The 21,179-nt window shown below is 62.0% G+C and carries 16 protein-coding genes; 11 read left to right on the top strand and 5 right to left on the bottom strand.

The window, feature by feature from the left end; all coding sequences use genetic code 11:
* Complete coding sequence (locus V5N13_RS12460) at positions 1 to 462, bottom strand: SRPBCC domain-containing protein (RefSeq protein WP_336361028.1); 462 nt, start codon at positions 460 to 462, stop codon at positions 1 to 3.
* Between the two features lie 81 nt (positions 463 to 543).
* The gene (locus tag V5N13_RS12455) at positions 544 to 1,632 is read right to left on the bottom strand and encodes a DUF354 domain-containing protein (RefSeq protein WP_336361435.1); all 1,089 of its coding nucleotides are present in this window, start codon (positions 1,630 to 1,632) and stop codon (positions 544 to 546) included.
* Positions 1,633 to 1,823: 191 nt separating this feature from the next.
* On the opposite strand from V5N13_RS12455, the gene V5N13_RS12450 reads away from it, so the two are divergent.
* From V5N13_RS12450 to V5N13_RS12420, 7 genes are all read left to right on the top strand, one after another.
* Complete coding sequence (locus V5N13_RS12450; protein WP_336361027.1) at positions 1,824 to 3,032, top strand: antibiotic ABC transporter permease; 1,209 nt, start codon at positions 1,824 to 1,826, stop codon at positions 3,030 to 3,032.
* Between the two features lie 87 nt (positions 3,033 to 3,119).
* The gene (locus tag V5N13_RS12445; protein ID WP_336361026.1) at positions 3,120 to 5,072 is read left to right on the top strand and encodes a hypothetical protein; all 1,953 of its coding nucleotides are present in this window, start codon (positions 3,120 to 3,122) and stop codon (positions 5,070 to 5,072) included.
* Positions 5,073 to 5,092: 20 nt separating this feature from the next.
* On the top strand, positions 5,093 to 6,208 hold the full coding sequence (locus V5N13_RS12440; protein WP_336361025.1) for a glycosyltransferase family 4 protein: 1,116 nt from the start codon (positions 5,093 to 5,095) through the stop codon (positions 6,206 to 6,208).
* A gap of 58 nt (positions 6,209 to 6,266) precedes the next feature.
* Positions 6,267 to 7,841, top strand: a complete 1,575-nt coding sequence (locus V5N13_RS12435; protein ID WP_336361024.1) for an alkaline phosphatase family protein — start codon at positions 6,267 to 6,269, stop codon at positions 7,839 to 7,841.
* A 113-nt stretch (positions 7,842 to 7,954) separates the two neighbouring features.
* A complete protein-coding gene (locus tag V5N13_RS12430; RefSeq protein ID WP_336361023.1) occupies positions 7,955 to 9,211 on the top strand; it encodes an AI-2E family transporter in 1,257 nt (418 codons plus the stop codon).
* A 504-nt stretch (positions 9,212 to 9,715) separates the two neighbouring features.
* Complete coding sequence (locus V5N13_RS12425) at positions 9,716 to 12,274, top strand: hypothetical protein (RefSeq protein ID WP_336361022.1); 2,559 nt, start codon at positions 9,716 to 9,718, stop codon at positions 12,272 to 12,274.
* A gap of 100 nt (positions 12,275 to 12,374) precedes the next feature.
* Positions 12,375 to 14,048, top strand: coding sequence for a right-handed parallel beta-helix repeat-containing protein (locus V5N13_RS12420; RefSeq protein WP_336361021.1), 1,674 nt, complete (start codon positions 12,375 to 12,377; stop codon positions 14,046 to 14,048).
* On the opposite strand, the gene V5N13_RS12415 is transcribed toward V5N13_RS12420, so the two are convergent.
* Entirely contained in the window at positions 14,021 to 14,989 is a 969-nt protein-coding gene (locus tag V5N13_RS12415) for a glycosyltransferase family 2 protein (protein WP_336361020.1), read from the bottom strand. The genes V5N13_RS12420 and V5N13_RS12415 overlap by 28 nt on opposite strands.
* 242 nt (positions 14,990 to 15,231) lie before the next feature.
* Between V5N13_RS12415 and V5N13_RS12410 the strand changes: the two genes are divergently transcribed.
* The 3 genes from V5N13_RS12410 to V5N13_RS12400 all read left to right on the top strand — a co-directional run bounded on the left by V5N13_RS12410 (position 15,232) and on the right by V5N13_RS12400 (position 18,683).
* Positions 15,232 to 16,731 carry a lipopolysaccharide biosynthesis protein gene (locus V5N13_RS12410; RefSeq protein WP_336361019.1) on the top strand — a complete coding sequence of 500 codons (1,500 nt, stop codon included), beginning with the start codon at positions 15,232 to 15,234 and terminating at the stop codon, positions 16,729 to 16,731.
* A gap of 74 nt (positions 16,732 to 16,805) precedes the next feature.
* Entirely contained in the window at positions 16,806 to 17,975 is a 1,170-nt protein-coding gene (locus tag V5N13_RS12405; protein ID WP_332898233.1) for an FG-GAP repeat domain-containing protein, read from the top strand.
* Positions 17,976 to 18,023: 48 nt separating this feature from the next.
* A complete protein-coding gene (locus V5N13_RS12400) occupies positions 18,024 to 18,683 on the top strand; it encodes a hypothetical protein (protein WP_336361018.1) in 660 nt (219 codons plus the stop codon).
* Between the two features lie 31 nt (positions 18,684 to 18,714).
* Here the strand turns inward: V5N13_RS12400 and V5N13_RS12395 are convergent, their stop codons facing one another.
* Together V5N13_RS12395 and V5N13_RS12390 are read right to left on the bottom strand one after the other, a co-directional pair.
* The gene (locus tag V5N13_RS12395) at positions 18,715 to 19,593 is read right to left on the bottom strand and encodes a glycosyltransferase family 2 protein (protein WP_336361017.1); all 879 of its coding nucleotides are present in this window, start codon (positions 19,591 to 19,593) and stop codon (positions 18,715 to 18,717) included.
* Positions 19,590 to 20,714, bottom strand: a complete 1,125-nt coding sequence (locus tag V5N13_RS12390) for a Gfo/Idh/MocA family protein (RefSeq protein WP_336361016.1) — start codon at positions 20,712 to 20,714, stop codon at positions 19,590 to 19,592. The genes V5N13_RS12395 and V5N13_RS12390 overlap by 4 nt, the downstream gene beginning before the upstream one ends.
* Positions 20,715 to 20,957: 243 nt before the next feature.
* Here V5N13_RS12390 and V5N13_RS12385 point away from each other — a divergent pair, with 243 nt between their 5' ends.
* Entirely contained in the window at positions 20,958 to 21,179 is a 222-nt protein-coding gene (locus V5N13_RS12385; protein WP_332898229.1) for a hypothetical protein, read from the top strand.

Below are 21,179 nucleotides of genomic sequence, written 5' to 3'. Positions count from 1 at the left end.
TTAGACCGCCGCATCTGAGTGGACTGATTTTTCGAGTGTTTCTGCGCGTTCTTTGAGCGCCTCGTTCACGCCGGTGAAGTTGCGCTCGGTCTGGCTACCCATAAAGCGGTTGAACGGGCCGACGAACAGCCCGGAGAACTGCTCTGCCTGGGTGAGCCGCGAGCGGCCATCACCGAGGTCATCGATGACGAAGCGGTGTTCGCCGTCGAACAGACCGTTCACGTAGAGGTGGCCAAGCCAGCGCAGCTCTCGATTTTCGTCGGCTTTGAGCACGCGCGGCTTGAACGATGGCACACGTCCGGCGGCGGGGCCGGGGCGAATGTGGAGGCGCGAACCTACCGTGGGCGACCCCGAGATGTGCATGTAATCGTTCCACTCTGGGTATGTCGAAAAGTCGGTGAGCACCTGCCAGACCGTTGCTGGCGATGCGTCGATGTCGATGGAAGTGGTGAGTTCTGCCATTGGACACATGACGTCGGCTGAGGTAATAGCACTCACCGAACTGTGAGGAAAAGAAGACTGTCAGCGTGACGTGGACAAGGGTCAGACCGCCGGTCTGACCGGAGCGATGTCGGCGGTGAGATCGAGGCCGGTTGTGTCGCCCAACTGCTCTGCGACGGCCACGATGAGGTCGGTGAGGTTCACGTTGTCCGCGACGTAGGCGTCGCGTTTCGCGGCCCACTCGTCTTTCGCAGACTCGTCTGCGACCAGCGCGGTGGCGGTGTTGAGCACGTCGTCGAACGCCCGGATGTTGTAGATGAGGCCGTGGGCGGCGAGATCGGTGAAGTTGCCCATGTCGTCTGCACCGACCCATGAGTTAGACCGGATCGCGGGCGTCCCGAGCAAGGCGGCTTCCGTGACCATCGTCTGGGTGTCTGCAACGAGCAGGGAGGCGGCGGCGAGCGCGTCGTGGAGCAAGCCCGGATGCAGCGCAAACCGGCGGGCAGGCAGGGCGTCGAAGTCCATCGCCTCCGACTCGTCGGAGACGAACACCGTGACGTGGGCGGCGAGCGCGGAGATGAGGTCGCGGCGCTGGGTCGGGCTGAAGCCTGCGTGGCCCACGTCGTGGTGGGAGCCAAAGGCGTTGAAGCGAACGATGGCGAACCGCTCGTCGGGATCGAGGCCGAGCAGTTCGCGGATGTGGGGATTCGGCTCGTACACGTCCGGGTGGAGGTAGGCCGTCTCTTTGAAGCCCGCAAAGCGGACGTGTTTCGGGCCGAGGTCTTTGCGGAACGCGCGTGGCGTCAGGATTGCCGTGGCGAACGGACGGGAGACAAGGTGGTCGAAGGTCGTGGGTTCAGAGTCGAGAATGAGGACGACGGGCGTGCGCGAGACCGCCCCGGCGAAGGCGGCGTACGACCCCATCCCGAAGATGAGGTCGGGGTCGAAGCGACGGGCCTCGCGGAAGATAGTGGCAAACTGACTGGGCAGGTTTCGAAGCAGCGAGTTTTTCGACGGCCCACACTTCCCGTAGACACGGTACGGCAGTTCGTAGTACGAAAGCAACGGAACAGTGACGCCGTAGTCTCTGCCGAGGACGAGCACGTCGTGGCCCGCGGCTTCGAGTCGCGCCACGGCGTGTTTGTAGAGGTGGACGTGAGCGGGGGTGTTTGTGAAAAACAGGTATCGCATCTCTGCCGGAAAAAGGCGGGCAAGCGGCGTTACTAATCGGCGCATATTTTCACCGATTCACTGTAAGCCCGACATAATGCATAGGGTACACCAGACCGCGATTCTGTGGGTTCGTGTAAGGTGACATTACAGTCAGGCAATCGCGCACACGCTCGCCATAACAATTCGTCGTGCCTTCCTCTGTTTGCTGAATGACTGCCGCTCTGGAGCGCTCCATCGACGCCGAATCGCTACTCACAGAGACGCTTCGCTACGCCCGGACGCGGGCGTACACGGGCTGGGACTACGCAGACGGCATGAGCAGTCGGCTGCTGCAGGCCGTTCCCATCGATAACCAGTGGCTCAACCTCGTCGTCCAAGAGGGTATCAAACGCGCCCCGATTAACCTCCGGCGGCTCTTTCTGGTCGAGCAACGCCAGAGCTTCAAGGGGAGTGCGCTGTTCGCGCTCGCCAACCACAACGCGAGCCTGCTCGGGCTCGACGAAGTGGACTACGACGCAGAAGCCACGCGACTGGCGGACTGGCTCGTAGAAACCCGGCGAGCGGGGTACAACGGCTTCTGTGGCGGCCACGCGCACGCCCTCCAAGATCTCGGCAGTCGGCGCGCGCCGACCGAGGGAGACGTGGTCTCGACCACCTACGGCGTGCGTGCGCTGCTCGCACTATCGACGTTCGACCCCGAGTACGCGACGCTCGCAGAGAGTGCAGCCGAGTTCCTCACGCGCGACCTCAACTACACAGAAACCGCAGACGGAGCCTACATCACCTACGTCGCCGCGGAAGACGCGACCTACCACACGCTCAACGCCATCGCGCTCGCAGCGAGCCTGTTCTGTGACCTGTACGAACACACGGGAACCGTGGCGTATGCTGAAAAGGCCACAGCGTTGCTCTCCTTCGTCGTCGCCCGGCAAACGCCCCTCGGCGGGTGGTACTACCGCGACCCGCCGGAGGCGTCGCACCTCTCGATGGACGGTCACCATAACGGCTTCATCATCGAGTGTCTCGTGCGCTACGCAGAACAGGTCGATGCAACGCGGTTTGCCCCGGCGCTCGACCGGAGTTTGCAGTTCTATCGCGACCAGTTGTTCGAGCGAGACGGCGCGCCCCGCTGGGACGAGAAACGAGTCTTCCCGCGCGACATCCACGCTGCCGCACAGGGCATCATCGTCTTCACGCGAGCGGGCGACCTCGATTTTGCCGCACGAATCCTCGAATGGACGGTGCGAACGCTCTATGCGGGCGACGGCCAGTTTTTCTACCGCAGAGAGCACTTCTATACGAAGCGTATCGTTTTGATGCGGTGGGCGGAAGCGTGGATGGCCTATGCGCTCTCAGAATACGCAGTGGCGCACCGAAAAGCGAGCGTACAGCCACCGGAGGCGACCGATGTTCGGTGACGGAACCGCGGCTTTGCGGGCGTCTACGACCATTATCCCAGCTATAACAAAGACTGTCTGTAGGCTGATAGAGACAAGGAGCCGTCTGTGCACCCAGATCGAACAAACCTAGAGCGGATGGAGTCAGCGGTTGACCGACTGGTAGACGGTGCGTTTACGAAACACCGCCACGATGTCGTTGTCGATAGCTCGTACGCCCGGCGTCGCGGCGAAAAGGTCGCGCTCACGATTGGCTTTCTCGGCCTCATGGCGGCGGTGTTCGTCGCCCGCGGCGACCCGGCGACGAACTACGAACTTTCGATATATCAGGCAACGCCGGTCGGCTACTGGGTCGGCGTCAGCGTCGCGTTACTGATCTCAATTGTTATCGCCTTCTACGCGTCGGGGCGCACCGTCCGCACCGCGAGCGTGCTGCTCGCCGGGGCTGCGACGACATCCATCGTTGGCCTGCCGTTGATTCGCGGGTACTACTTCTACGGCTTGCTCGACGCGCTCATCCACCTCGGCTGGGCGCGCTCGCTCAATGCGGGCGTGTTCACCGTCTACAGCATTCCGTATCCGGGCAGTCACCTGTTCGCCGCCACGATTTCGCGCGCGACCGGTGTGGCGATGCCGACCGCAATGATGCTCACCGTCATGGTGTTCCTCTTGCTCTACTTCATGTTCGTCCCGCTCACCGCACGGCTCATCTTCCCCGACCACCGTGTGACGACCATCGCGGCGTTCTCTGCGTTCTTACTCCTCCCCATCAACAGCCTCGCAACCCACCTCTCCTTTCACCCGTTCACGCTCGCAACGCTGTTTTTCCCCGTCTTTCTCTTTCTCCTCGTCAAACACATGGTACACGAGGCGGACGACGACCGCCTGCCGCGTCGCATCACGGCCGTCACGCTGCTCATGCCTCCGACGGCATTCGTCCTCATCATCCTCCACCCACAGCTCACGCTCAACGTCCTCCTGTTCGTCTTCGGGGTTGCGGGCGTCCAACTGCTCTATCGGCTGGCCCGCCCGGAGAGTCCGACCGCCTACTACCGCGTCATCTACGGACAGGCACTCATCTTGCTCATCATCTTCGTCTTCTGGGTCGACCAGCACCAATCGACATTCAACACGCTAGACCAGACGCTCGCCGCCATCGAAGGGCTGTTCTTTGGCACCGAAGTCGCAGGTGAGGTCGTGAGTGCGCAGTCTGATTCGGCGAGCGACATCGGTGTGAGCATCTTCGAGCTGTTCGTGAAGCTGTTCCTCGTGAGTGCGGGCTACCTCGCGCTCGCAGCCATGCTGGTACTCGGACGGATTCGCGGGAAGCGAACCGCGAGCCGCATCGACAGCATGCTCCCGTTTTTCTTGTGGGGTTCGCTCGCGCTCGTGCCCATCGTTGCCGCCCAGTTCATCGGCGACGTGTCGACGTACTTCTTCCGTCACCTCGGCTTCGGGATGGTCATCGCCACGATTCTCGGGGCGATTGGCGTCCATCAGTTCAACCGCTCGCTCGACACGTCGTCGGTGCGCACGCTGTTGCGCCCCATCTTGCTGATGTGCGCGGCGTTCGTCGTCGTGCTCTCGGTCGTGAGCATGTTCCCCTCGCCGTACATCTTCCTCCCCGGCCAGCACGTCTCGGCCCAGCACATGGAGGGCTATCAGGCGTCGTTCAACACCCAACCGGCGGACAAAACCATCTGGTACGCCGCGATTCGCACCGGGATGGACCGGTACGAGGCGGCCTACTACGACGAGCCGTTCGTCGTCCACAGCGGCCCCGTGACCGAGGAGGGGATGCTCACCGGGTTGCGCGCGTACTTCGAGAACCATCCAGAGGAGGTCGTCAGGCGCGACCACTGGCTCGTCGTCACCGAGACAGATATCGAGCGCGAGGTGGTCGCCTACAAGGAGCTTCGCTACTCACGCGAAAGCTTCGCCGCGATAACCCGCGAGCGCAACGTCAACCTCGTACAGTCGAACGGCGAGTTCTACCAGTTCTACGTCGATATTGGCAAGCGCCCGCCCGTTCCTGAAGGCACGTTCCGGTCGAACTCGTGAGCCAGCAGACCCACCGTACCATGAACCCAGAACCTGATATTGCAGTGCTCGTCGTTGGCCCGGCAAACAGAGAAACCGGCGGGATTGCGCGCTACATCGCCGCACAGCGCGAACATCTCCCGCCGTCGGTGCGGATGGAGACCTACGACGTCGCGCCCAGCGCAGACGGTGAGGGGCGACGGTGGCTCGTGAGAGAACTCTTCCACGCGGGTAAGCGTGCGCTGCGCTTCCCGTTCCAGTCGCGCCCCGACATCGTCCACGTCCACACGTCACACGAGCGGTCATTTTACCTCTCGTCGTGGTTCGTGTTCGTTTCTCGCTACCTGTGGCGACGGCCGACGATTCTCCACGTCCACGGCTCTGCGTTCGACACGTTCGTCCAGTCGGAGTCGGGGCTGGTACGCTTTTTCCAACGACGCGTGTTCGCCGCCGCGACCGCGGTACTCGTCCTCTCTGCATACTGGAAACAAATCCTCGAACCCGTCTCGGACCAGACGAAGCTGTTTGTCCTCCCGAACGCCATCGACCCGGACGAGTACGACCCTCACTTCGACGTGACGCCGCCCCACGTCGTGTTCATCTCGAATCACGTCGAGCGAAAGGGGATTCGAGAGTTCGTGGAAGCGGTCGAACAGCTCCACGAAGCCGGGCTGGTTTTTCGCGTCACGATTGCCGGGAAAGGCCCGCTCTCACATCTCGCAGAAGGGCTTGCCGCGCGGTATCAGGACGTGTCCTACGTCGGGTACGTAAGCGAAGCCGAGAAGCGCGCGCTGCTCGACAACGCCTCGATCTACGTCCTGCCAACGCACGCAGAGGGCTTGCCGATTGGGATTCTCGAAGCCATGGCGGGCGGCAACGCGATTCTCTCGACGCCGGTTGGCAGCATTCCCGAACTCATCCGGCCGGAAAACGGGCGACTCGTCACGCCGGGAAATGCAGACGACCTCACAACCGCGCTGGCCGCGCTCCTCACAGACCCGAAGACGGTTCGAAACATGGCCCAACAGAATCGCACGCTCGTCGAAGAGGCGTACACGTGGCAGGAGGTGGCGGTGCAGTTGACCGCGCTGTACGCCCGCCTGCTCGACCGACCACACGAGATAGACCGAGACGCTCCTCCGGTCGTCATCGAGTAACCAGGCTGTAGCCGCCGATTAACAATGCCCATCGCCCGCCTTGTTGGCGATAGTAACGATGGTCACAGACACCAGTCGCCGGGCGCTCATCCTCGGCCTCGACGGGATTCCGTGGAACCTCATCGAGCAGTGGACGGAAACGGAGGACCTGCCGAATTTTTCCCGACTCATCGCGGAGGGGGCGAGCGGGCCGCTCGAAAGCACGAAACCGGCGAACACGCCGGTTGCGTGGCCATCCATCGCGACCGGGACGTGGCCCGACCGCCACGGCATCTACGAGTTCATTACGGTAGAAGAAGACTACACCCAGCGCCCCTACACGCGAAACGATATCCGCGAGCCGACGCTCTGGGAGATGCTCACGCCCGCGGTGGTGGCGAACCTGCCGATGACCTACCCGCCCGCCCCCATCGACGGGAAACTCGTGACCGGGATGATGACCCCCTCTCTGTCTGCGCGGTTTGCCTTCCCGGAGTCGCTCGAAGCGCAGATCAAACGCGAGATTCCAGACTACCAAATCGAACTCAGGTGGCACGAGTACGACGGGCGGAAAGCCGAATTTCTCGAAGAACTCACGACGCTCGTCGAAAACCGTCGTCAACTGATGCGCCTGCTCATGGCAGACGACGACTGGCGACTGTTCTTTTTCGTCTACGTCGCCCCAGACCGCCTCCAGCACCTCATCTGGGACGAGGCGGTGCTACTCGCTCACTACCAACTGCTCGATGAGATTCTCGGTGAAGTGATGGACTATGCGACCGAGCGCGATGCGACGCTGTTCGTGGTCTCAGACCACGGGTTTGGCCCGATAGACCACGTCGTGAGCGTCAATCGCTTGTTGGTCGAGGAGGGTTTCCTCGTCCCGAAATCGCAGACTGGGACGCGCGGCGTGCTCTCGACGCTCGGCATCACGAAGCCGCGCGTCCTTGGGGCGCTTGCGCGGATTGGGCTCACCGAGCAACGACTGGTTCACGCGCTTCCGGACGAACTCGTGAACGCCGCCGCCCGCCAGATTCCCGGCACCCACCAGCTTCACGACGTTGACCACAGCCAGACAACGGCGTTCCTCCACGGTCTCGGAAGCATCTACGTGAACGACACCGAACGATTCGACGAGGGTATCGTCGCGCCCGCCGAGAAGGCCCAGGTGAAAACCCACCTGATGGGCGTGTTAGAACGGCTGACCGACCCGGAGACGGGTGAGCGCGTGCTCACGGTGTACGACGGCGCGAGGCTGAACCCCCGCGACCCCGACGGCCCGGATATCGTCGTGACGGCCAACGAGGGCTACCACATCGAGCCGACCCTGTCGCCGCACATTATCGCAGATTCGCGGGTGGCAGAGGCCTACCACCGGCCGGAAGGCATCTTCTTCGCGTGGGGGTCGGACATCGAAGCAGGCGTCGCCGTACGCGACGCCACGGTCGTCGATGTCGCGCCAACCGTGCTCCACGCCGCGGGCGAGCCGGTTTCGAGTGGGGCGGACGGGCGCGTGCTCGCAGAGATTTTCACTGCCGACTCGACACACGCGGTCGAAACCCGTGAGTACACTCGCTCACAGGCGGCTGGCGCGGTCGCAGAAGATTACAGCGATGTCGAAGACCGGCTGCGCGGGCTTGGCTACCTCGAATAGGAAGTTCAGGGCCGGGACGATTAAGCCGACAGAGAGCCAACCACTTTTGAAGCGAGTCCGTTACTGTTCATCATTGGGGGATGGGAGAGCAGTCGTGGGTAACCGCCTGTATCATGGCCGAAGAAAACCACACAGACAGCAGTTTGCCGAGCGAGCACGCACTGCGTAGACTCCCGTTTTTCGAGGGGATGCGCAGAGACAGAGCCGTGTTGTGGGTGGTCGCCATCCTGCTCCTTCTCACCTTGTCGTTCATCGTTTGGCAGTTCATCGGAACGGTCGTCCTCGGCTTGTTCATGTACTACGTGACGCGGCCGGTGTTCCGGCAGGTGCAAAAGCGTATCGAGCGCCGCCTGTTCGCTGTCGTCGCCACGCTCATTCTGGTGACGATTCCAGTGCTGGGACTCGTCGGGTGGGCGCTCGCCATCGTCATCACCGCCGTCTCTCAGTTCCTCGACGCAGAACGCCAAAGCGAGTTGACCGCGCTCATCGAGCCGTATCTCGACCTCACGAGCGTCCTCCACGACTCAGAGGAGACGCTTCGCCTGCTCGTGACGAACCCAGGCCAGCTCGCTGAGTCCGGGCTGGGTGACGTGCTCACGCAGCTTTCTGACGTGCTGGTTGCCTCGCTCTCGACGTTGTTGAACGTCGGCTTTCACGCCTTTATCGCGCTCTTGATTGCGTTTTTCCTCCTCAAAGACGACTACCGGCTTGTGGCGTGGGGCAGGCAGACGATTCTTAGAGACGACAACCCGCTCGAACACTACTTCGAGACGGTCGATGCCGACTTGAAGTCGATCTACTTCGGGAACATCCTGAACGCGCTTGCGACGGGCATTCTCGGCGTGGTCACCTACATCGTGCTAAACCTGTTCGCCCCGGAGGCCGTTGCCATCCCCGAACCCGCGCTCGTGGGATTGCTCGTCGGGGTGGCAAGCCTCGTGCCGGTCATTGGTATGAAACTCATCTGGGTACCCGTCGCGGTGTTTCTCTTCGCGCGGGCGGCGCTCGTCGCGCCCGAGGCGCTCTGGTTCCCTGTCGTGTTCAGCGTCGTCTCGATTGTTATCGTCGATACGATTCCAGACCAGTTGCTTCGCCCCTACGTGAGCGGCCGGTCGCTCCACATCGGGGCCGTGATTCTCGCCTACACCTTCGGCCCGTTGCTGTTTGGCTGGTATGGCATCTTCCTTGGCCCGCTCATCTTGGCCGTCGTCTACGAATTTGGGAGAATCATCTTCCCGTGGCTGGTCAGTCCCCACCGACAGAGTGACGAGGTAGCCACAGACGACCAGGACGACGCTGTGGCGACAGACCTCCCCGCGCCAGCCGACTCCGACGGGGCTGACTCGCCGTCTCCCGCAGACGGGAGCTAGCCGCGCACATCGGTTCGTGACGCTTGCACCCGAATGACGGTGCTCGTACGGTCGGAAAAGCGTCACAACTGGAGGGAAATCCCGGAAGCAACAGGTTTCGAAGTTCCGTGGCTAGAGAGGTGACAAGAATGAGACTCATAGAGAGGACAACACGTCTTCAAGGCCGTGTGTAACGACTTCATACCCCACGGAGAGAAACACTCACAGAACGTGGAAACTCCGTCGAGCAAATCTCTGTATGACGAGTGTCACCCAGTTCGTACTGTTTCACGAGATGGACAGTCAACGCGTCTGTTCTAGCCAAATTCGTTCGCATGCACGTGATTAATTCAGAGATAATTTCGCTGCGACAACTGTTAAGAGCGGATGAATCATCCGTCTTCTAGATGTGTTTTCAATCACTATATTCAAGAAAAAATTAGTATATTATCGTGATAATCATGGAATCGAACTAATGTCAGAAACAAAATATTTATGCCCTATAACTTGTGCTTAACAATTGCAATGGCACGCAAACTGGCACGCGAACAGCGACAACAATCGGCGGACAATGAGGACGGTACGCTCCTCAACCGTCGTGATTACTTGAGAATGGGTGCGTACGCGGCAGCGGCTGGCACCACCGCGACGGCAGTCGCAAGCGGTGGCGCGGCGGCCGCGACGACTCGACACGGGATTAGTTTCGACCGGGTCGTCAACATCGTCGAGGACTACGGGGCAGACCCAACCGGGAACGAACCCGTAAACGCCGCCATCTCTGAGGCGGCGAGCGATGGCACGCTCATCACCTTCCCCGAAGGAACCTACCAATTCAACGGCAAATACATCCCACGAAACAACCGACTCGGGTTCCTCGGTGAGGGCGACGTGACGTTCGTCCCGCCAGCGGGCTTCGATGACCTGCTCATCGACAGCTGGTCTGGCTACGACGAACTGCTCATCGAGAACATCGACATCGACATCCGCGACGAGAGCACGACTGCAGGCATCCGGCTCAAATGCCAAACCAAATTCCACGTAGAGGACGTCGAATACCTCGGGCGTGGCCTCACCGCCAGCGGCGGACAGACGAGCGCGTTCCTCCTCGCGCTCGAAAGCGAAGACGGCGAAGGCGTCCTCAGAAACGCCGTCGCCAAGAAAGGCTCTCGATTCGACGGCTACGAGGGTGGCAACGGCCGCATCGGTGTGTGGATTGGCTGGTCGAACAAAGGGACGATTCGGTTAGAGCAGTGTGACTTCCGCGAGTTCGGGAACAACGCTTGTTACACCTCCCGGACGCCCGGCAACGTCCAAATCGTCGACTCCTACTTCTGCAACAACAACGCCTCCCAAATCCGCATCAGCGGCGAGGGCAGCTACGTCAAAAACTGTGTGCTCGAAATCGACTTCGACAAGTACACTGGCCCGACGCCAATCGACACGGAAACCGAGTTCGGTATCCGCGGGATTTCCATCGATCAGGGCGTCCAACAGGACGTTCCGGCCATCCCAGCGGGAGCAGAAATAATCGACTGTGATATCATCGGCCGCAACGCCCCACAGGGCATCGGCCTCATCAACGTCTCCCCACAGGGGCGCAGTGTAACGGTCAAAAACACCCGCATCCAGTGTGACCTGCCGAACACGCCCGCCGTCCGCCGGGGTGAACCCGGGTCGATTAGCTGGCGGCCATACCAGGATACCCCACCAAAACCCCACTACGTCCGCCTCGAAAACTGTAGCATCACCGGCAGCTCAGAGGGACGCGAAGCCGTCTTCATCGATAGCGCGGACGCGAGCTACGTCAAAGACTGCTGTATCCAGCAGACCGGCAGCGACCGCGACGGCGTGCGCATCATCAATTCGACCGACGTGGACGTGACGAACTCCACCGTCAACGTGAGTGGCACGGCCGTCGACTACCAGAACTCAACGGGCGAGACGAGTGGTATCGAGCAGTCCGGAACCTGTCCCGTCCCGAGCACGGATATCGGTGCATCGAGCGAGCCAGCAGAGGATGACTCGACCGACGAACCCACAACAACGACGACCGAGTCCTCGGCGGAGTCCGACACGACAGAAACCGACACGACGGACATGGATGCAACCGAGGAGACAACCGCTGACGCGGACAGCGAAAACGTCCTCAGCATCAACGGCGTCGAATCACCCGGCGAATACGAGTTCTCCGTGAGCGGCGACCTCCAGAAAAGCGATGCGAACGGCGCGACCATCGACGACAACGACACGCTCTCGGGTTCGACCGCGAGCGGGCAGGTCGAAGGCGGCATCGACAGCTACACCTTCACCGGCGAAATCACCGACTTCAGCCTCTCTGGTGGCGAGCCAACGATTACGGTCAACGGCGAAGCCGTGAGCCCGGATTCGTTCTCGGAGACGGAAGCCGACACTGAAGAAACGACGAGCAACGACACTGGGTCGGCTGCAAGCGACGAGACTGACACCACGGAGACGAGCACCGAGACAGAGAGCACCGACAGCAGTTCCTCGGCCGGGTCGAGCGAGTCGTCCACCGACGAGAAACAGACCCACACGCTCTCCTTCGCGGGGACGAGCGACGCGTCGACTGTCTACTACTTCAACGTGAGCGGCGAGGTTGCAGAGGCCGAAGAGAGCAGCCTCGGCCTTGATGCAAACGTGTTCGACACGACGGTCGAAGGTGCGGTCGGAAACGCCACCCACGCCTACGAGTTCACGGGTGAAATCACCAGCATCGCCGCAGAAGGCCCCGGCATCATCCTCTTAGACGGCGAGCGAGTCCACCCTCACGAGGCAATCGCCACGGTGCCCGAGCTGCCGAACCTCCTCATCATCAACGGCAGCCTGAGCGACGACGTGACGGGCTACCGCATCGCCGTTGACGGCGAACTCGAACGCAGTGACGCGCTCAGTACGGCTCCCGAAGACGCGACGACGTGGGACCGGATGGAAGACACCGTCGCAGACGGCAAGGCAGTCGGCGTGGTTGCAGAGGGCGTCGACGCCTACCGGTTCAAAGGCAACGTGACGCGATTCAAGGTCTGTGGCTCCGCGGCTATCACCTTCGAAGACCTGGACAAATAGCTCCTCCAGCCAGTTTGCGCCACACGCCCGCCCCCTGAACATCCCGGTTTCTCGCGGTAATCGCGGTATAACAATACGTTTCTGTCGTCTTTTGTCGGTAATGGGCCCGCCCACGTCCAGACGACGCTATCTTACCGCCCTCGGAGCGGCTGCGCTGGGCGGGCTTGCGGGCTGTCAGGTCAGACAGGAGCCGACGCCAACGACGACCGAGACGCCCACCGAAACACCGACAGAAACCCCGACGCAGACGCCAGCGGGCCCGCCCGAGTTGCTTCGCCACGGCATCCAGTTTTCCCGCGACGTAGACCTCGTCGCAGACCTCGGAGCCGACCCGACCGGAACCGAGCCAATCAACGCGCTGCTCACGACTGCGGCGACGGCGGGCACGCTCATTCGCGTGCCGGAAGGACGCTACCAGTTGGATGGACGGTTTATGTTCGAGGCCGACACCGTTGGCTTGCTCGGAGAGGGTGACGTGACGTTCGTTCCCCCGACTGGCTTCGACAGCATCCTGCTCGACACCAACGGCGGCGTCCACGACGAAATCGTCATCGAGAACATCGACATCGACCTCTCTGCGCCCGACACGACCGCAGGCATCCGCATCCAAGCGCGAAGTCGGTTTCACGTAGAGGACGTGGAGTACCTCGGCAGAGGCGTCGATACCATTAGCGGGCAGGTGAGCGCGTTTCTCCTCTCGGTCAGTGACCCAGACGGCGTCGGCACGCTCCGCAGAGCCGTCTCGAAACAGGGCTCGCGCATCGACGCCTACGTGAACGGTAACGGGCGAATCGCGGTGTGGGTTGGCTGGGACAACAAGGGCACCATTCGCATCGAGGAGTGCGATTTCCGCGAGTTCGGGAACAACGCCTGTTACACCTCGCGCACGCCGGGAAAGGTGCAAATCGTCGATTCGTACTTTCTCAACAACAACGCGTCGAGCATTCGCCTCGGCGGGAAAGGCAGTTACGCGGAAAACTGCACCATCGAAATCGACCTCAGCAAGTACACCGGCCCGCCACTCGAAACCACCGAGACGGGCTTTAACACCCGCGCAATCGTGGTCGAAACCGGCGTCCAACTCAACGTTCCGGCCATCGAACCGGGCGCGGAGATTCGAAACTGCACCGTGCTCGCCCGCGACTCACCGAAATCCCAGTCGCTCATCGAACTCTCGCCACAGGGCCGGAGCATGATCGTCAAAGACACGACCATCGTGTGTGACTTAGACGACACGCCCGCGATACGGCGGGCGAAGCCCGGTGAATTGCCGTGGCGACCCTACCAACAAATCCCGCCGGAGCCACACTGGATTTCGCTCGATAACGTCACCATCACGGGCACAGCACGCGGCGGCGAGGCCATCCGCATCGAAGGTGGCACCGATTCGGTCATCAGCAACTGCACCATCGAACAGCCGGGCGCGGGGCGCAATGGGATTCGCTTCATCGACACGGTCGGTTGTCTCATCGACGGCGGTACAATCGACGCCGGGCGCTATCCCATCACGATACAGTACAGCGGTCTCGCGGACGGGCAGTGTCTTCTCGAACTTGACGACCTCCCACAGCTCAGCTCACAGGAACTCGTGATCGAAGCCATCCCCGTGCTCCACGAACTCGCAGCCGAGCTATCGGATACGTGCATCGTCACCGCCGCACCGCCGTACGTGAGCGGCACCCACGAGTCAGTCATCAGAATTGCCGATATCAGAGCAGACGCCAGTTCCGAGCCGACCGTTCGGGTTTACGGCGACGTGCTGTTCGAAGCCTGAGCCGTCGAAATTCGGCGTTTGACCGACTGCGCGAGTCGGTAGGTGACGCGACCGCCGAGCGAGAGCACGAGATACACCCACGCCGTTTTGTTCGTTGGCTCGGCTCGAATTGCCCGCATCGAAGCCCGACGCGCAGCCGCGTAGTGGCCAGTGTCGAGGGCGGCGACGGCGAGCATTCGCGCCATCGACGCCTCGAATTGGCGTTCCATCCCGTAGGACGCCGCGAGTGGCGCGTGGGTGTCGAGAAACAAGGGGTAGGACACGTCTTGAATCCGGGCGAAGTCGCTCGACAACTGGCCGTGGTCGCCCATCGTGCGGATGACGAGCGGTTCTGGAACGGCGAGGAACTGACACACCGTCGAAAGCCGGAGATACCACTCGCGGTCTTCCCAGATGGGGAAGCGTTCGTCTATCGTCCCGGCGTCCTCGATGGCCGCCGCGCGCACCATCACCGTCGAGAACGGGGCGAGTGGCGCGCCTGCGAGCAGTTGTTCGGTGACCCACCCCTGCGTGGTCGGCGTCCGAATCGTCGTCGTGTTCCCAGCCCCATCGACGTAGCGCTGGCCGGTGTAGACCACGCCAACGTCGGCAGCCGCCGTCTCGAAGGCTTCGACCTGTTTCTCGATTTTCTCCGGGTCCCATCGGTCGTCGTCATCGAGGAAGGCAACGTACGCACCGTCTGCGGCGGCGATACCGCGATTGCGCGCGGCGGCCGCGCCCTGTGGGTTCGCAGATCGGATGAAGTGAATCTCCGCGATGGCATCCAAGTCGAGACCCGTGAGAGCGGCTTCTGCGGGCGTCGTCGAGTCGTCTACGACGATAAGTTGAATCGAATCGTAGGTTTGGGCGTTGACGCTCTCTGCGGCCGCTCTGAGCGCCGCTGGTCGGTTAAACGTCGGGACAACGACGCTCACCAACGGCTCTGTTTCCCGACCGGTCATACTACTCCTTTGCCCGGTGGCTACATTGTTAGCCCGCGCCTGTCACGTCGCCCGGGAGACACAATTGCGAGACTGCACGCCGGATTCGGAAGGAATCGCAGCCCGCCGCGACTGCGAATAGGGACGCCGTTTTCTCATTAACTCTGTTATAACAATTGCTGAACGTGACCCATCTACGTCCCAATGAGCGAGTCGCGTGTTTTGAGGGCAGTGTCACCGACAAGTAAGCGAGGGCGTGGACGATGAGTCGCGCACGCGGGCTTATCCGCCGGCTGTTGCCCGGCGACTCGCTGGCGGACAAAACCATCAAAGGCGGCATCTGGGTGACGCTGTCGAATCTCACCGACAGGGGCCTGCAACTCGTGTTGCTCATCATCCTCGCGCGCCTGCTCGAACCGGCCGACTTCGGGCTGATGGGAATTGCGCTGCTCACGGCGACAGCGCTTCGCCGCCTCTCGAATTTGGGCTTGAATCAGGCGCTCATCTACCAGCGCGAGGACGACGTCGACCACTATCTCAACACAGCCTGGAGCATGGAGATCACACGAGGGCTCATCCTCGCGGTGGTGACGTTTGCGGTCGCCCCGTTCGTCGCAGCCCTGTTTCACGAACCGCGCGCACTCCCGATTTTGCAGGTAGTGGCGATTTCGCCGCTCCTCACGGGGATTCGCAATCCGGGTGTCATCTACTTCCAGAAGAATCTCGAGTTCCACAAACAGCTCGTCTACCAGCTGTCGGGGTCGCTCACCAACTTCGTCGTGGCCGTCGCCATCGCCGTCGCCTACGGCTCGGTCTGGGCGCTCGTCCTTGGCTACGTGCTCGCTGATGCGGCCCGGCTCGTCGTCTCCTACGTCGCTCACGACTTCCGCCCCTCACTCGCCTTCGACCTGCCCGCCGCCCGCGAACTGTTCGGCTACGGCAAGTGGGTGACCGGCGGCGGCATCATCACCTTCCTCTACAGCCAGGGTGACGACGCGGTCGTTGGCTGGCTGTTGAACGCCACGTCGCTCGGATTCTACCAGCTCGCCTATCAGTTTGCGATGGCTCCGGCCACGGAAATCGCCGCCGTGATTTCGTCGGTGGCGTTCCCGAGCTATTCGAAATTGCAGGACGACGTTCCCGCCTTGCGAGAGGCGTTTTTCCAGATGATTCAGGTGTCAACCGCCGTCTCGTTCCCGCTCGCGGTGGGCATCGTCGCGGTGGCTCCGACGTTCGTCATCGCCTTCCTCGGCCCGGTGTGGGAACCCATCATCGTCCCCATCCAACTCATCGGCGTGTACGCCTTCCTCGTCTCGATGAACATGACCTTCGGCCCGGTCTGGCAGGCGCGCGGGCACCCCGACTACGCGACGAAGGTTTCGACGCTGCGCACCATCTTCCTCGCGCTCATCATCATCCCCGCCACGCTCCAGTTTGGCATCGTGGGCACCGCAGGCGCAGTGGTCGCAACGTACCTCGTCCCCTCCGTCCCGCTCGACATCTATCTGGTCGTGAAAACCGTCGAAACCACCTACGCTCGTTTCTTCCGCGAGATTGCCTATCCGCTCATCGCAAGTCTCTCGATGGGAGGGGTGGTTTGGGCCGCCCAATCGGTCCTCACACTTCCACCGTTGCTCGAATTCGTCGTCCTCGTGCTCGTCGGCGCTGCCGTCTACGGCGCGATTGTACTCGTCCTCATGACGCGCTTTGGCTGGGGGCTTGGGAAGAACCTCCGGACGATTGGGAACGTCGTTAAGGGGTGACGAGCGGGCCGGTTACGGCGAACCTGTCGATTAAGCAGTCGCTTACAAACCCGTACCGCCACGTCTCACCGCCAATGGAGTTTCGCCACGAAACCATCGACCCCAGTCCGCCGTGTACCCGCCTCGGCATCTGCCTCACGACCGACCTGACCGGCAACGGCTATCAGGACGTTATCGTCGGCGGAATGGGCGCGATGAAGAATCTGAAGATTCGCGGCAAGTACAGCAACCTCCCGAATCTCGCGGGCGTAAAAGACATGCTCGGATTGAAAGAGACGAGCATCTTCTGGTACGAGAATCCGGGGTGGACGCGCCACAAACTCTCCACCTCTCCGGATTTGTACGTGTTCGGCAACGCGCTTGGCGACATAAACGGCGACGGACGTGTCGATTTGGTCGTCGGACAGGGCTATCGCGGTACCAAACTGTTCTGGCTCGAACAGCCAGAAGACCCCACAGCGCCGTGGACAGAACACCTGATTCACGACAAGTACGACAAGTACCACGACATCGCCGTCGCAGATGTGGACGACGACGGCGAAAACGAGGTTATCGGCCTCTCACAAGAGAGCAAGGTCATCTTCTACTACGACGTGCCAGACGACCCCACCCAGTCGCCGTGGCCGGAAGAAAATCTCCACGTCATCGCAGAAGGGCTGGCCATCGAAGGCCTCGTCGCGGTGGACATAGACGGCGACGGCGAAACCGAAGTGGTCGCCGGGCCACACATCTTCTCGCAGCCGGACGAAACGGGTGGAAACTGGCAGCACGAGGAGATTTCGCCGGGCTGGGACTACACCCGCACCGCCGTCGCAGACATCGACGACGACGGCGAGCTAGAGATTATCCTCGCAGAGGGGGATTCGCCTACCTACGGCACGCACGCCGGGCGTGTGGCCATCCTCGACCCCCCGACGTGGGAGGCGACCTTCCTCCACGAAGACCTGTTCTGCCCCCACAGCCTGCAGGTCGCGGACATCGATGGCGACGGCCGTCTCGACATCTACGTGGCCGAGATGGGTCTTGGTGAGCACGCGAACCCGCGCCAGTTCATCTTCCACAACAACGGCGACGGCACGTTCGAGGCGGAACTCATCGCAGAGGGCATTCCGACCCACGAGGCGAAGGTCGTCGACTTGAACAACGACGGCCGCCTCGACATCGTCGGTAAGCCCTACGAGCCAGAGCGTCACGTCGACGTGTGGTACAACGAAGGCGGCGACCAGGGCGTCGCAGACGACTGAACGCGGCCGTATCAGCACATATAATTAGTGCTGCCAAAACGTTTTGACATGGCACTTCTCTCAGCGGCCGCCGCGGGTGCGGTTCTCGGCGTCCGTCACGCACTCGAAACGGACCACCTCGCCGCGGTGGCGACGCTGGTCGAAGACGACATCGACCGGGCGGGGTTCGTCGGTGCGTCGTGGGGACTCGGCCACTCGCTTCCCATTTTGGCGCTCGGCGTGCTGTTCGTCGTCCTCGGCATCCATCTCCCCGAGTCGATTACCCGTCTGTTCGAACTCGTCGTCGGTGGCGTCCTCGTGTTCCTCGGCGCGCGCATGCTCTATTCGCTCGGCAGCGTCGACGTGGCCGCCCACGGCCACGGCAAAGCCGTCCACTCTCACCTGCAAATCGGCGGCGTCTCGCTTGGCTTCGACCACCAGCACGTAGACGACGACTCGTTTCTCGTGGGCATCCTCCACGGCGTCGCCGGGAGCGGAATCCTCGTCATCGCGCTCGTCTCGTCTGCGCCGACGGTCAAAACCGCCCTCACCTTCCTCGGCGCGTTCAGCGCGCTCACCGTCGTGACGATGGCCGCCGTCTCCTTCCTCTGGGGCCGTACCCTCGACACGCAGTTTTCGACCTATCTGAAAGCGACGGCAGGTATCTTCGGTATCGTCGTAGGGTCGCACCTCGCGCTCTCGCAACTCGCAGGCTTCGGCCTGTTCTAAACGGCTTTTCTCACTCGAAAAATCAACGTCGTCAGGTTGTGCGTACAGTGAGCGGTTCGGTGAGCGTGGTGAGAATCCGGAGTTTTAGCCGGTCGCGGCGGGCGAGCGGCGGCTGTTCGACCGTCGGACGCTCGTCGTACTCGGCCACCACAGCATCGAGAGGTGGCGCCGGGGCAGTGACCCTCGCATCGCGGCGACGGCGGTGGAGGTACGACCAGAAGTCGGTGGCGTAGTCGTGGCTGGTGACCGCCTCGGGATAGTAGATGCATTTCTCTCGGGGGATTCCGGCTTCGAGCGCGCGGCGCGTCCAATCAAGCGCCGCTTGTCCAGCGGTCTGTTCGTCGAACCCGCCGAGCGACAGGAAGGTGTCGCGGTCGAACGAGAGGTTTCCCGCGAGGTCGAGATACGTCGAAAACTGCACGGAGCCGAGGTCGTAGGCGGGCTGGGTCGCGTTGTAGAGGTGGGCGGTGTGCGGGAGCACGCGGCCGCGGGCGGCGACGATGTTGTTCACCCGGTGGGCGCGCAGGTGGGCTTCGACGAACGTCGCCGCTGGCACTGCATCGTCAGCTAGGAAGATAAGCAACGGCCCGGTTGCGAGCTGTGCGCCGATGTTGTGAGCGAGCACCGCGCTGGTTTCGTCTCTGACCCGAACGCCGAGTCTGACCCGGTGGGTCGTGGCGAGGAGTGAAGACAGGTTCCACGCAGTTCCTCGATCCACGACAATCACGTCGTAGGCCGTTTCGGTCTGGGCGTCGAGCGCGTCGAGCACCGTCGTAAGCAGGTCGCGGTTGGCCGCGGCGGTGGTGACGACCACAGTTGCGAGCACCTCGTGTGCGGGGATGGTGTAGTCAGTTATCGACTCGATGTGAGTGGCGTAGCGGGCGTCGAGCGAGGTGGTCACAGCGCTCATGCGGTCGGTGAGGTGTTTGGCTCGGGGTGTAAGTCGCCAGCGTCGACCATCGCCTGAAGCGGGTTGTCCTCGATGGTGAGTGGGAGCGTGACGCGACCCCGCCGCCGCGCAGACTCCCAGCACGCGAAGATGACCTCGGTTGCGGCGAGTGCGTGCGAACCGCTGAGTTCACAGTCGCGGCCGGTTTCGAGGCAGTCAACCACCGACGCGATTGCCCGGTCGATGTAGCTGAGTGGCTCGTCGCCTCTGCCAACCCGCGAGAGCAGCGCGCCGACGCGCCCCTGCTTTGGCGGGCCGTAGATGCCTTCGCCGTCGGTGTCGATTGCCTGCCACTCGCCGCTCGTGCGGACGAACAACGCGGGCTTGCCCTCGCGGATTTCGATGACGCCGTGAGTGCCCACAAGCCGAAGATAACACCCGACAAGGTCGCGCCCCCAACCGGTGGCGGCGAGGCCGTAGACGCCGGAGGCGTACTTCCACTGGGCGAGGCCCTGATTCTCGTTGTGCGCGCCGAACCAGCGATTCTCCTCTGAGTAGTCGATTTGACAGAGCACCCATTCGACCGGCGAGTTGTCAGTCAGGTAGTTGGCGAGGTCGAACAGGTGGGTGCCCGTATCGTAGAGGTCTCTGTCGGAAAATTCGATGCGCTGGAGGCTCCCGATGTCGCCCGCGTCAAGGAGTTCTTTGGCGCGGCGAAACGGCTTACCAAAGCGGTACTGGTGGTTGAAGGTGAGCTGGACGCCCTCCTGTTCGCAGACGGCGACCATCTCCTTGCAGTCGCCCCAGGTAAGTGCCATCGGCTTCTCACAGTGGATGGCCTGCACCGAGGGATGGCGGGCACACCCGATGACGATTGGGGCGTGTGCGCCGGGCGGGACGGCTACGCTCACAATGTCCGGGTTCTCGGCGTCGAGCATCGCGGCATAGTCGTCGTAGACGCCCGTGATGTCGAACGTATCTGCGAACGCACGGGCATTCTCCGGGACGATATCAGCACAGGCAACCAACCGACACTGTGGGAGGCGGGCATACGCCGCGGCGTGGCGATACGCCATCGCAAAACCCTGTTTACCCGGGGCTTCTTGCTTTGCTCCCGTTCCCACGAACGCAACTGAAAACATTCCTACGCGAGAGGAGGAGAGGAACGTGCAAGAGTATAGACTGGTTAAACAGCACTCACGACCAGAGCGGCCAGCAGGCGCTCGAAAACGCCGTCTTTTGGCGACTTCGTGTCTGTAGCGTGACGTGACCTGTGGGACGGGAACGCCAATCTCTCATTGAAACCGACGATTAACCACACCGACCGCCAACATCGGTGTGAGAAGCGCTCTCATAACTAAGCGAGTTGTTCCCGATTGAAGCCTATGAGCGAGCGATGCCCGCACCGCCCCGGCGGACGCACCAGTGATTGTGCGCTGTGCCAACCGTTGCTCGGCAAAGAAGCGGAGGAGACGCGAACCCTCTATTACGCATCTGGCCGGTGGAGCGCGCGCAAAGCGGAAGAACCGACACAGCCGAAAACGCTGACCGTCCGCCACGATTCGGCCGCCGTAAGCGAGTGGAAAGACCGCCACGGCAGCGATTGA

It is taken from the genome of Haladaptatus sp. ZSTT2 (assembly GCF_037081775.1).
Classification (GTDB): Archaea; Halobacteriota; Halobacteria; order Halobacteriales; family Halococcaceae; genus QDMS2.
This window is presented reverse-complemented; position numbering and strand designations above follow the sequence as displayed.